Annotated in this window: 9 protein-coding genes; 5 read left to right on the forward strand and 4 right to left on the reverse strand. The window is 32.9% G+C overall.

Features of this window, described 5'->3' with window-relative positions; genetic code table 11:
* On the reverse strand, positions 1-3488 hold a 3488-nt coding region (locus BMX42_RS03570), incomplete at its 3' end, for a beta strand repeat-containing protein (protein ID WP_143055600.1).
* A gap of 256 nt (positions 3489-3744) precedes the next feature.
* Here BMX42_RS03570 and folE point away from each other — a divergent pair.
* The 5 genes from folE (at position 3745) to BMX42_RS03595 (ending at position 8210) form a co-directional block, all read left to right on the forward strand.
* Positions 3745-4416, forward strand: coding sequence for a GTP cyclohydrolase I FolE (folE, locus tag BMX42_RS03575; protein ID WP_091308845.1), 672 nt, complete (start codon positions 3745-3747; stop codon positions 4414-4416).
* A 127-nt stretch (positions 4417-4543) separates the two neighbouring features.
* Positions 4544-6022: a cysteine--tRNA ligase gene (gene cysS / locus BMX42_RS03580; protein ID WP_091308849.1), complete on the forward strand. Its 1479-nt coding sequence runs from the start codon at positions 4544-4546 to the stop codon at positions 6020-6022.
* 38 nt (positions 6023-6060) lie between these two features.
* Positions 6061-6282 (forward strand): membrane protein insertion efficiency factor YidD, encoded by a 222-nt coding sequence (yidD, locus tag BMX42_RS03585; protein WP_091308852.1) that lies wholly within the window; start codon positions 6061-6063, stop codon positions 6280-6282.
* Positions 6283-6351: 69 nt separating this feature from the next.
* Positions 6352-7275, forward strand: a complete 924-nt coding sequence (gene lgt, locus BMX42_RS03590) for a prolipoprotein diacylglyceryl transferase (RefSeq protein WP_091308855.1) — start codon at positions 6352-6354, stop codon at positions 7273-7275.
* An 83-nt stretch (positions 7276-7358) separates the two neighbouring features.
* The gene (locus BMX42_RS03595; protein WP_091308859.1) at positions 7359-8210 is read left to right on the forward strand and encodes a dienelactone hydrolase family protein; all 852 of its coding nucleotides are present in this window, start codon (positions 7359-7361) and stop codon (positions 8208-8210) included.
* A 59-nt stretch (positions 8211-8269) separates the two neighbouring features.
* Here the strand turns inward: BMX42_RS03595 and BMX42_RS03600 are convergent, their stop codons facing one another.
* From BMX42_RS03600 to typA, 3 genes are all read right to left on the reverse strand, one after another.
* Positions 8270-8707: a hypothetical protein gene (locus BMX42_RS03600; protein WP_091308862.1), complete on the reverse strand. Its 438-nt coding sequence runs from the start codon at positions 8705-8707 to the stop codon at positions 8270-8272.
* A gap of 135 nt (positions 8708-8842) precedes the next feature.
* Positions 8843-11476, reverse strand: a complete 2634-nt coding sequence (locus BMX42_RS03605; RefSeq protein WP_091308867.1) for a T9SS type A sorting domain-containing protein — start codon at positions 11474-11476, stop codon at positions 8843-8845.
* Between the two features lie 192 nt (positions 11477-11668).
* Positions 11669-13465, reverse strand: coding sequence for a translational GTPase TypA (typA, locus tag BMX42_RS03610; RefSeq protein WP_091308871.1), 1797 nt, complete (start codon positions 13463-13465; stop codon positions 11669-11671).
* Positions 13466-13694: the final 229 nt, after the last annotated feature.

Raw genomic sequence — 13694 nt, forward strand, 5'->3', positions numbered from 1 at the left:
CAACCTCCAGTTAATGGAATTGTATAATTAAATGGACTACCAACTGCTGTACTTGGAGTACCAGTTATAGTAATCGTATTTCCAGACCATGAAGCTATAACTCCTGGTGGTAAATCTGTTGGCGTTCCAATTCCTGTTGCTCCTGTTGTAGTATGAGTAATAGGTGTTAACAAAGTATTCTCACATAATGTTGGAGTTGATGAAGCTGCTGTAACCGTATTAGTTGGATTAACAGTAATTGTTCCTGTTGCATTTCCTCCACAACCTCCAGTTAATGGAATTGTATAATTAAATGGACTTCCAACTGCTGTAGATGGTGTTCCACTAATAGTAACCACGTTTCCAGACCATGAAGCTATTACTCCAGGTGGTAAATTCGTTGGAGTTCCAATTCCTGTTGCTCCTGTTGTAGTATGTGTAATAGGTGTTAATACCGTATTTTCACATAATGTTGGAGTTGACGATGCAGCTGTAACTGTAATATCAGGGTTAACCGTAATTGTTCCAGTAGCATTAAACACCCCACAACCTCCAGTTAATGGAATTGAATAATTAAACGGACTACCAACTGCTGTTGATGGAGTACCACTAATTGTAATCGTATTACCAGACAATGAAGCAAAAACTCCTGCAGGTAAATTTATTGGAGTTCCAATTCCTGTTGCTCCTGTTGTAGTATGTGTTATAGGTGTTAATAAAGTATTCACACATAATGTTGGAGTTGATGATGCAGCTGTAACTGTATTATCTGGATTAACTGTAATTGTTCCTGTAGCATCAACCGTTCCACAACCTCCAGTTAATGGAATTGTATAATTAAATGGACTACCAACTGCTGTACTTGGAGTACCAGTTATAGTAATCGTATTTCCAGACCATGAAGCCGTAACTCCTGCTGGTAAATTTGTTGGTGTTCCTATTCCTGTTGCTCCTGTTGTAGTATGTGTAATTGCCAGAGTTAATGGTGTATTTACACATAATGTTGGAGACGAAGATGCTGCTGTAACCGTATTATCTGGCGTAACAGTAATAGTTCCTGTTGCATTGAATGTTCCACAACCTCCAGTTAATGGAATTGAATAATTAAATGGACTACCAACTGCAGTAGTTGGTGTTCCTGAAATTGTAATTACATCACCTGACCATGAAGCTGTAACTCCAGGAGGTAAATCGGTTGGAGTTCCAATCCCTGTTGCTCCTGTTGTATTGTGGGTAATTGACAAAGTTAACGGAGTATTTACACATAATGTTGGTGTTGTTGAAGCTGCACTAACAGTATTATTCAAGTTAACTGTAATCGTTCCTGTAGCATTAACCGCTCCACAACCTCCAGTTAATGGAATTGTATAATTAAATGGACTACCAACTGCTGTACTTGGAGTACCAGTAATTGTGATTGTATTACCCGACCATGAAGCTGTAACTCCTGGAGGTAAATTTATTGGAGTTCCAATACCAGTAGCCCCTGCAGTTGTATGTGTAATTGAAGTTGTTAATGCAGAATTCACACATAATGTTGGAGTTGATGAAGCAGCTGTAACTGTATTTTCTGGCGTAACAGAAATTGTTCCTGTTGCGTCAACTGTTCCACAACCTCCAGTTAATGGGATTGTATAATTAAATGGACTTCCAACTGCTGTAGTTGGTGTACCAGTAATTGTAATTATATTTCCAGACCAAGAAGCTGTAACTCCTGGTGGTAAATTTGTTGGAGTCCCAATACCAGAAGCCCCAGTAGTTGTATGTGTAATTGAAGTTGCTAATGCAGTATTCACACATAATGTTGGAGTTGATGAAGCAGCTGTAACTGTATTATTTGGTGTAACTGTAATTGTACCTGTTGCACTAACTGTTCCACAACCTCCTGTTAATGGAATTGTATAATTAAATGGACTTCCAACTGCAGTAGTTGGAGTACCACTAATAGTAATTGTATTACCTGACCACGAAGCTGTAACTCCAGGAGGTAAATCTGTTGGTGTTCCAATACCAGTAGCACCTGTAGTTGTATGCGTGATTGCTGGTGTTAATGGAGTAATTACACATAATGTTGGTGTAGCAGATGCAGCAGTAACTGTATTATTTGCAACAACAGTAATTGTAGCTAAATTATTAAGTGGTGTATTTACTACTGGTGTTCCTGCAGCAACGTTAGTTACAGTATAATTATATGTTCCTGCTGTCATAAACGCTGATGGGGTTGTCCATACATTCGAACCAGAACTATTTAAAGTTATATTATAAGTAGTAGTTCCGTCGGTATAGGTAACAACTGCATTAGGTGGACCAGAAAAAGTTAATTGCCCAGTATTTCCAACACAAATTGTATTTCCAACTGCAGTAGCATTATTAGTACAATTAACGTCTAATAAAAATGAGACATCATCAGAATCCACACATTCAGGTGAAGTATTATTTCTTGCTCTTACATAAATAACTGTATCTGCACTCACTTGAAAAGCAGAAGGATTTGTAATATTACCAGTAACTGGATAATCATAAACAATTGAAGCTCCTAAATCAGTATAAAAACTAACCGTATAATCCGCTGGATTTAAAGGCGCTAACATTCCCGGTATTAAAGCTGTTAGATCAAAAGTAGGATTACAATCTCCTACTGGACCAGCCTGAATTCCAGGTGAAGTTAAAACTGGTGTTGAACCAAAATAAATATTTACAGAATCCTCAGATGGAGTTCCACAATCAGGATGTGTAACCACAACTCTCCATAAACCAGATTGAGTAACCGTGATGGATTTTGTAGTTAAACCTGGTTGTAAAACTGGACCCAAATACCATTGATATGCTAAAGTAGCTTGGTTAACAGGAGGGTTTTGAAAATTACAATGTAAAGTATATGAAGTTGTAGCGGCATCACAAATTGAAACCGTATTAATTGCAGGTGGTTTTGGGAATATAGTAGTTGATGTAGGTCCTAAATCTACTCCACAAACAACATCACAGTTAGTTGAACCAGAACCAGGTACAGATGCATTTGTTTGTTCCATTACAAACTGACCAGCTTGTCCAGAAAAATTTGTAATTAATAAAATATAGTTTGAACCAGGATTTGCATTTGTAATTGTAATGGTTTCAGTAGCGGCACCAGAATAACTACAGGCAACAATATTATTAGGAGAAGCAGGCGCTGTTAAATCAGCTAAACTATTACAAGCAGTAGTAGCCATTTGAGCGTTAGTAAACGGTCCCCAACAGATATAATCAATATCTAAATTATTAAGTGCTGGAGGATTATTCCCTTGATGTAAATTAAAAATTAAATCTCCCGCAAATCCAACTTGAAAAGTATACCAGTTTCCATTTGGAGCAGAGCCCAAACAGCCTGGAGAACCTAAGTTAGGACCAGCTAAACTTGGTCGAGGAGTAATGTTTCCAGAACAAATTGGAGAAGTATCCGAACAAGTTGTCTGGGAAAAAATGGAATTAAAACTTAAAAAAGTAAAAATTAATAGTAGAAAATTTTTCATTTTTTATATTAAATTAGTAAAATATTAGTTGATTGTTAATAGCAAAAATATGAAAAAATTTAACTTTTCATTAATAAAACGTTTTTTTAACAATACCATATGCTTTTCGTCGAATTAATCTGCATTTTGTCGATTTTGTATTTTGTAGAATTATAACAATTATCGAAAAATATTTTATAATTTACTTTCAAAAAATTATAAAACTAATTTATTTAGAAATGTATATATTTGCAGTAATTTGCAAATTATAGGTATAATGATTAATAACGAGGAACATAACGACGAAATAGGTAATAATCATATTGCCACAAACACTCACAACCCAATAAGAGAGGACGCTTTCGATATTTCTGACGAAGAGAAAATAACAAGAATTAAAAAAGACGTTGAAAACATTTTATTAACATTAGGTATGGACTTAACTGACGACAGTTTAAAAGGCACACCTAACAGAGTAGCAAAAATGTTTGTTAAGGAAATTTTTGGAGGATTACACCCTAATAAAAAACCAAGTGCTTCTACTTTTGACAATAAGTACAAATATGGTGAGATGTTGGTGGAAAAAAACATTGTAGTTTATTCTACTTGTGAACACCATTTATTACCTATATATGGTAGAGCTCATATTGCTTATATTTCAAACGGAACAGTTGTAGGTTTATCTAAAATGAACAGAATTGTTGAATATTATGCGAAAAGACCACAAGTTCAAGAGCGTTTAACGATTCAAATTGTAAAAGAATTACAAAGTGTTTTAAATACTGAAGACGTTGCATGTGTAATTGATGCGAAACACATGTGTGTAAACTCTCGTGGAATTAAAGATATCGAAAGTAGCACCGTTACTTCAGAATTTGGAGGAAAATTCAAAGACGAAAAAACAAAAAGAGAATTCTTAGATTATATTAAATTAGATACTAGATTCTAAATCCTAGCCCTGATTGCAGTGAAAATCCTTTTTATTTGATGGTTATCAAAACCAGCAAATAAAAAGATTGTAACGGAAAGCAGGAAATAGCTTCAAAAAAAAATTACAAAACAATAAATTAGGTAAAATGCAGCTTTACAAAACCAATCCACTTCAAGTGTATAATTCTTTATCGGGAAAAAAAGAAAATTTTAAATCGATTCACGAAGGTCAAATTGGTATGTATGTTTGTGGACCAACGGTTTACAGCAATGTGCATTTAGGAAATGTGAGAACTTTTATGAGTTTTGACATGATTTATCGTTATTTATTGCATTTAGGTTACAAAGTGCGTTATGTACGAAATATTACAGATGCCGGGCATTTAACAGATGATGGTGATGTAGAAAATGACAGATTTGTAAAACAATCTCGTTTAGAAAAATTAGAACCGATGGAAATTGTGCAGAAATATACTGTTGATTTTCATAGAGTTTTAGAAACTTTCAACTTCCTACCTCCTACTATTGAACCAACGGCAACTGGTCATATTTTAGAACAAATAGAATTAACTCAAAAATTAATTGAAACTGGTTTTGCTTATGAAAGTCAGGGTTCCGTTTATTTTGATGTGTTAGAATACAATAAACGTGGTTTAAATTACGGCGAATTAAACAATAGAAATATTGAAGATTTACTAGCCAATACAAGAGATTTAGACGGACAATCGGAAAAGAAAAACCCACAAGATTTTGCTCTTTGGAAAAATGCTTCTCCAGCACATATTATGCGTTGGAATTCGCCTTGGGGAGCTGGTTTTCCAGGTTGGCATTTAGAATGTACAGCCATGAGTACGAAATACTTAGGTGAAACTTTCGATATTCACGGTGGTGGTTTAGATTTAAAATTCCCACATCACGAATGTGAAATTGCACAAGGAACAGCTTGTAATGGCGCAAGTCCAGTAAATTATTGGATGCACACCAACATGCTTACCATGAATGGTTTACGAATGAGTAAAAGTACTGGTAATTATATTTTACCAATGGAATTAATTAATGGTGAAAATGATTTCTTTGAAAAAGCATTTGATCCTAGCGTAGTTCGTTTTTGTTTTATGCAAGCGCATTATCGTGGTGTTTTAGATATTTCTAATGAAGCGATGGTAGCGAGTGAAAAAGGCTATAATCGTTTGATGGAAGCTATGGATGTTTTAACAAAAATTGAAACTAGCTCTACTTCTACTGTTGATATTGCGTCATGGAAAAAAGAGTGTTATGATGCGATGAATGACGATTTTAATACGACTATTTTAATTGCGCAATTATTTGAAGCGGTTAGAATTATCAATGTATTGAATGATAAAAAAGAAACGATTTCTGCAGCAGATTTAGCAGAATTAAAAGCGACTTTAGACATTTTTGTTTTTGATGTTTTAGGATTAACAAACAAAAAAGCAGAAGGCGATAATAATAAATTAGGAAGCGTTATTGAAATGCTTATCGAAATGAGAATGGAAGCCAGAGCGAATAAAAACTGGGCCTTATCTGATGAAATTAGAGATAAATTAGCCGTTTTAGACATTCAGTTGAAAGACGGAAAAGACGGAACGAGTTTTACTCTTTAATTTAGGATTTTGGATTTACGATTTACGAAATATAAAATATGAAGAAGATTTTAATTTTTCCGTTCATCGTAATTATTCGATTTTATCAAATCGTAATTTCACCGTTAACGCCAGCAGCTTGCAGGTTTGAACCTACTTGTTCAAGTTACAGCAAAGAAGCATTAGAAAAACACGGAATTTTAAAAGGAAGTTGGCTTGCCATTAAAAGAATAGCAAGTTGTCATCCTTGGGGAAGAAGTGGTTACGATCCGGTTCCTTGAGTTAAGCAAAAAGGCAAAAGGGATAAGTTTTAAGTAAAAAGTTTAAATACTAAAATAATAATATAAAATATGATTTGGAATCCAACAGAAGGTATCGATTTAGGTTTTTTCATGATTCGTTTTTACAGCTTAACATGGGTTTTAGCCTTTGCAATTGGCTGGTACATTACAAAATTCATCTTTGAAAGAGAAGGTGAATCGGTTCAAAAATTAGACAATTTATTTGTTTATACGATTGTTGCTACAATGATTGGTGCACGTTTAGGTCATGTTATTTTTTATCAACCAGAATTATTCACACAAGATCCTTTAAGTGTTTTATTACCCTTTAGCACAAAACCAGAATTTCATTTTACAGGTTTTAGCGGATTAGCGAGTCATGGTGCGGCAATTGCCATCATCATCACAATGTATTACATCAAAACAAAAGTTTTACAACGTCCGTTATTATGGATTCTAGATAGAATTGTAATTCCAGTTTCTTCTGGCGCAATTTTTATTCGTTTAGGAAACTTTATTAATTCTGAAATTTTCGGAAAAGTGACTTCTAAAGATAGTTTCATGGCTATGAAATTCATCAAAGGAGAAGATAATTTACCTCCGCAATTGGCTTCACAATTAACAAATATTCCTGACGGAACTCAAGCGTATAACGCGATTGCAAAAGATGTTCAGTTTAAAGAAATTTTAGAAAAGATTCCATACAGATATCCAGCGCAATTGTTTGAGGCTATATTATACGTTCCTGTTTTCTTCATCTTATTTTACATGTATTGGAGAACGGATGCTAGAAACAAATCGGGATTATTATTTGGAACGTTTTTAGTATTACTTTGGTCGGTTCGTTTCTTTGTAGAATTTGTAAAAGACAGTCAAGGTGGCTTTGAAGAATATCCAATGTTCAATGCCTTATCAACTGGACAATGGTTAAGTATTCCTTTTATCATTATCGGATTTTATTTCATTTATGCCTCACAAAAGAAAACAGTATAACAACAGTTAAAAAACACGAAACACGCTTAGGCGTGTTTTTTTTATTCGTAATTTTGAGTAAACCAATACAAAATTCATAAATCATGAAAAAAATAGTCGCACTACTTTCCGTTTTATTATTTTCTATATCGTCTTTTTCGCAAAGTTGTTGCCAATTGACATTTGCTTCCAATGAAGGAAATATGGCGAAATTTACTACTGATGAAAACTTTATAGCTTCTCATCAAATCCCTTTAGATTATAAACACAATTCTGTAGTTGGTGGTGAAATGATAACTTTCAAAACTATTGATGTGACTGATGGAAATGCGTATTTAGTGAAATCGAAAACCAAATCTAAAAAATGGCTTTTTGTATATCAAGAATGGTGGGGATTGAACGATTACATCAAAAGACAAGCGGATATTTTATACAATGAAATGGGTGGAAATGTAAATATTTTAGCTATTGACATGTATGATGGAAAAGTCGCAACAACTCGTGAAGATGCTGCTAAATACATGCAAGGCGCTGATGAAAAACGTTTAGAAAACATTGTAAATGGCGCTTTAGGTTATGTGGGTAAAAAAGCAAAAGTAGCAAGTATTGGCTGGTGTTTTGGTGGAGGTTGGTCTTTGAAATCGGCAATTTTATCTAAGAAACAAGCCATAGGCTCGGTTATGTATTATGGAATGCCGGTTCAAGATGTAGAAAAATTGAAAACTTTAAATTGTGAGGTTTTAGGTTTATTCGCCACAGAAGAATGGATTTCTAAAAAAGTCATTGAAGAATTTGCAGCCAATATGAAATTAGCCAATAAATCGTTAAACTATAAAATTTTTGAAGCTGCTCACGCTTTTGCGAATCCGAGCAATCCTAAATTTGATGAAAAAGCTTCAACTGAAGCCAATGCAATGGCTTTGAAATTTTTGAAAGAAAAATTCAATTTAAAATAAATTCTGAATTAAAATAAAAACGGCAAACTCTAAAGTAGATTTTGCCGTTTTTTTATGTTTTATCCTCTGAACTTCCATTCAAATTCGTCATTATCATTGATGATAGCGCCAATTTCAACCTCAACCACTTCGTCATAATCCACGTGGAAAAACAACCAATTGTCTTCGTTAAAATAAATATCGATTCCTTCTTCTGAATCTTTCTCAAATTTGGTAATTTTATTTAAAGCTAAATCGCCATTTACTAAATCCCAAGGCTGATTAATAATAGAAGAACCAAACAATTTAACTGCTGGATTTGTTGTTGTGATATAACCCAACTTCATATCTTCCTCTACATAAAACGTCAACTTCATACGTTCTTTATTGTATACGTAAATTGTGTTGTTCTCGTCGTCTGTAAACGTCTTATTTGGCTTACCACATAATGCTTCCACATATTTCGGAGTCATACCAAACTCTAATCTATCAATTCCGTTTTTTAATTTAATTTCCATGATTCAAGGTTTTTGTATAACAAAGTTAGGGCTTTTAAATATTGATTGTGCAAATTCTTACAAAATATTAATTATAGGCATAAAAAAACCACGAAAATCAAGTGAAATTCGTGGTTCTTAAACTATTTATAAAAATTACTTTTTAATAATTTGAATGGATTGACTGCCTGTTGCAGTAGTTAATTTTAAGAAATAGTTACCCGAATTTAAATTAGATTGCAATTCAATTGGCAAATCATGTTTACCTGCTAAAAAAGTTTTGTTTGTGGCAATTGTTTGTACCAATTTACCTTGCACGTCATAAATTTCAACAGTAAGAGTTTCTGAGTTGTTTAAAGTAAACTCAAAAGTAGCGTTTGTTTCTATTGGGTTTGGATAAATAGACAAAACATTTTCTGATGTAGAAAATTCTAAAGTTCCTAAAACAGTATTCGTAAAACGTGCTAAAACTGCTAATTTATAATCAGAGGTGATTTCACTACCACCAACTACAATTTTACCATCAGCTTGTAACAAAATATCATCAATTGCGGAACTTAATCCTAAAACAGTAGTTAATTCTCCGTTTGTACCAAAAGTAGTATCAACAGAACCATCCGCGTTATAGCGGCTTATTGAAAAATGATCGTTTCTAGAACCTGCTTTAAGATATTTCCCGTCCGATTGTAAACAAAAGTTATTGTTTTTTGTCCCTACAATATCGTCTGAAACACCATTGATACCAAAAGTGGAATCAACAGAACCATCACTACTTAATTTTAAAGTTTTATAAATATTCATTGGTGTAGAAGTCGAATAAAAATTAATTAATAATTTATTATCAGGCAATATTAATGAATTTACAATTTTAATATTATTTGCGCTAGGAAAGTAAACAATTCCATTATTACCATAAGTAGTATCAACTGTTCCATTAGGTAAAATTCTAACCACAAAATAACTCATATCTGAAAAACCCGAAACATTACTTTCTTTAGAAAATCCAGAAATTAAATATTTACCGTCACTTTGCAAGTTAATTGAAATAGGAACTTCTAAGTAATCATAAATTAAATTTGGGCTTATTCTAAAATTAAATATTCCATTTGTTCCAAAAGACAAATCTAATGTTCCATCTAAATTAAACTGTCTAAATCCTAAATTATGACTTCCATTAGGCATAAGCTCTTCACAAGAAATTAAAATTTTATTATTTGGAGTATACAACAACGCATCAGCATGGTAAAAATTAAAATTTGTTAAATCAACAGCAACCCCACCATTAAAACCTGAATCAAATGTTCCAGCAGAATTTAAAAGACCAAGTTTAATAGAAGAATTACCTCCTAAAATAATTTTTCCCGAATTATCAAATATAAAATCAGAATAGTAGTCATTCAAAACAACTTTTCCTAAGGCTCCAAAAGAAGTATCTAATTGACCAAAAGCATCATACTTATATAAAGTACTAATAGGAGTTTTAACCAAAACAAAAAAATCACCAGTAGCATTTTTTCTCAAAAGAATATGTTTATCAACACCTAAATATACATTTTTTGTATTTGTAGCTATTAAAGTTCCATTAGAACTCAATTCAATTTCTTTAATTTTCGCATCGCTATTCATTCCTGATGTAAAACTATTACCACTAATAATAATATTTCCATTTGTTTTTATTTGTGACACTGAAGGTAAATCCGTTTCAAAATTACTTGTAAAAGCACCATTTGTACCAAAAGTAGTATCTAAATTACCAGTTGCATCAGTTTTTACAACCGAATAATCTAAATTACTCGAACATGCTATTAAAAAGCCACCTGTGGCTAACACTTTTAGCTTTGGTATGTGGTGCAAATTTGTAGCAGCACCAGTTGTTTCTAAAGACATCGCTATACCTAACATTCTATCTCCTGTATCGTTAAACGAAGTATCATATGCACCTGAACTAGTATGTTTTATTAAAACTATACTAGAACCCGACTTTCCTAAAACTACTATTTTCCCGTCTGATAAAATTTGTACATCTCTACCATAATTATGCCAAACATTAATTACTACACCATTAGAACCAAAAGCCGTGTCTAATGCTCCGGTGGCTTCTAATCGTACTAACAAGATTTTTTTTGCACCTGTTGCTCCAGTATCACCAACCACCACAATTTTACCATCTGTTTGTATTTTATGAGAAAATCCTTGATCTATAGAAGTGGAATTATAAGTAAAAATACCATCCGAATCAAAAGTAGTATCTAAAGTACCATCTGTATTTAATCGAGCAACCGCTAAATCGTTATTCGTCCCGTTACTGATATAACCCGAAACCACAATTTTATTATCAGATTGTACAGAAGCACATTTAATATTCATGTTTTGTCCAGACAAACTAATTGCTTTTGTACCTATAGTATTAAATGAAGTATCCAAAGCACCTTCGCTTGTTAATCGGGTTACGTTGTTTAATCCTGCTACAATTATTTTACCATCATTTTGTAAAGATACAGTTTGTCCTATTTTACCAAATAAATTACTAAAACCAACATTGCTAAATGTAGTATCTTTTGTTCCATCAGAATTATATCTTACAATTAATCCATAGGTAATGCCATTTTCGAAATAACGTCCAACATATATCATTTTACCATCGGGCTGTAAAATACCATCATAGGCATTTTGTATTGAAGGAGTATTAGATATTGGATTATTTATCAAACCATCGCTATCAAAAGTTGTGTCTAAACTTTGTGCTTTGGCAATAATGGAAAATAAGAAGAAAAGTAGTATTTTTTTCATTTGTAAGAAAAGTTAAATTCCTACAAATTAAAAATAAAAAAAACACTTAACCTATTTTTTGTGTGAATTATTAGTTTTAATATTTTGGAATTAGCAATGCTGTTATTGCTTCGTTCCTCGCAATGACTGGACATAAAAAAACCACGAAAATCAAGTGAAATTCGTGGTTTAATATATTTATAAAAAATCTAATTAGATTTTAAAACGTTTTCTTTCTGTTTCCGTTAAATAAATTTTTCTTAAACGGATAGATTTTGGTGTACACTCCACATATTCATCTTTTTGAATGTACTCTAAAGCTTCTTCAAGAGAGAAAATAACTGGAGGAATAATTCTTGCTTTTTCATCATTTCCAGACGAACGTACGTTAGATTGTTTTTTCTCTTTCGTTACGTTTACACACATATCATCACCACGAGAGTTTTCACCAATAACTTGACCTTCATAGATTTTAGCATTTGGCTCCACGAAGAATTTACCTCTATCTTGTAATTTATCAATAGAATAAGGAATAGCTTTACCTTTTTCCATAGAAATTAACGAACCTTTGTTACGTCCAGAAATTTCACCTTTGTATGGTTCGTATCCAATAAAACGGTGTGCCATAATAGCTTCACCAGCAGTAGCAGTAAGTAATTGGTTACGTAATCCAATAATTCCACGAGATGGAATATTGAATTTAATAATCATACGTTCCCCTTTAGTTTCCATGCTTAACATTTCACCTTTACGTAAAGTAACAAACTCTACAGCTCTACCTGATAAACTTTCTGGCAAATCGATAGTTAATTCTTCAATTGGCTCACATTTAACACCATCAACTTCTTTAATGATAACTTGTGGTTGACCAATTTGTAATTCGTAACCTTCTCTTCTCATAGTTTCAATTAAAACCGATAAGTGTAATACACCACGACCAAAAACCATGAATTTATCAGCAGAATCAGTCTCACCCATTCTCATAGCTAAGTTTTTCTCTAATTCTTTTTCTAATCTTTCTCTAATATGACGAGACGTTACAAATTTACCTTCTTTACCAAAAAACGGAGAATCGTTAATTGTAAACAACATACTCATTGTTGGCTCATCAATAGCAATTGAAGTTAACGCTTCAGGATTTTCAAAATCAGCAATAGTATCACCAATTTCAAAACCATCTACACCAATAATTGCACAAATATCTCCAGCAATTACACTTTCTACTTTCTTACGACCTAAACCTTCAAAAGTGTGTAATTCTTTAATTTTTGATTTTGTAATAGAACCATCACGTTTTACTAACGAAATGTTCATACCTTCTTTTAATTCTCCTCTTTCTAATCTACCAATAGCGATACGACCTGTAAATGCAGAGAAATCTAAAGATGTAATTAACATTTGAGGCGTTCCTTGTCCAACATTTGGAGCTGGTACGTGCTCAATAACCATATCTAATAATGCTTCCACATTATCAGTTACGTTTTCCCAATGGTCAGACATCCAGTTGTTTTTAGCAGAACCATAAACAGCAGGGAAATCTAATTGAGCTTCAGTAGCACCTAATTCGAACATTAAGTCGAATACTTTTTCGTGAACTTCTTCTGGAGTACAGTTTTCTTTGTCCACTTTATTAATAACTACGCAAGGTTTTAAACCTAAATCGATAGCTTTTTGTAATACGAAACGAGTTTGTGGCATTGGTCCTTCAAAAGCATCTACTAACAAACATACACCATCGGCCATGTTTAATACACGCTCTACTTCACCACCAAAATCGGCGTGACCAGGAGTGTCAATAATATTAATTTTAGTTCCTTTATAAGAAACAGAAACGTTTTTAGAAGTAATAGTAATTCCTCTTTCACGTTCTAAGTCGTTATTATCTAAGATTAAATCTCCAGTATTTTCGTTATCACGGAATAATTGACAGTGATACATAATTTTATCAACCAATGTAGTTTTACCGTGGTCAACGTGGGCAATAATTGCAATGTTTCTAATAGATGACATATATTCTTTTTTTGAAAGTGCAAAGGTACGTTTATTATCTTGATAATCAAACAACTATTTGTTTTGTTTTTTATTTGATAACATTTGAAGCAAAACTATTCATTTTCAACACACTAACAGTCGTGTGTTCCGCTATATCTTTTGTTTAATTGTCTTGAACACAATTAAACAAAAGGATGCCGCTTCACCCACGGCTAGAGAAGAAAATTAGGGTTTCAGAGCAAAAATC

The sequence above is a fragment of the Flavobacterium terrigena genome, assembly GCF_900108955.1.
Lineage (GTDB): Bacteria > Bacteroidota > Bacteroidia > Flavobacteriales > Flavobacteriaceae > Flavobacterium > Flavobacterium terrigena.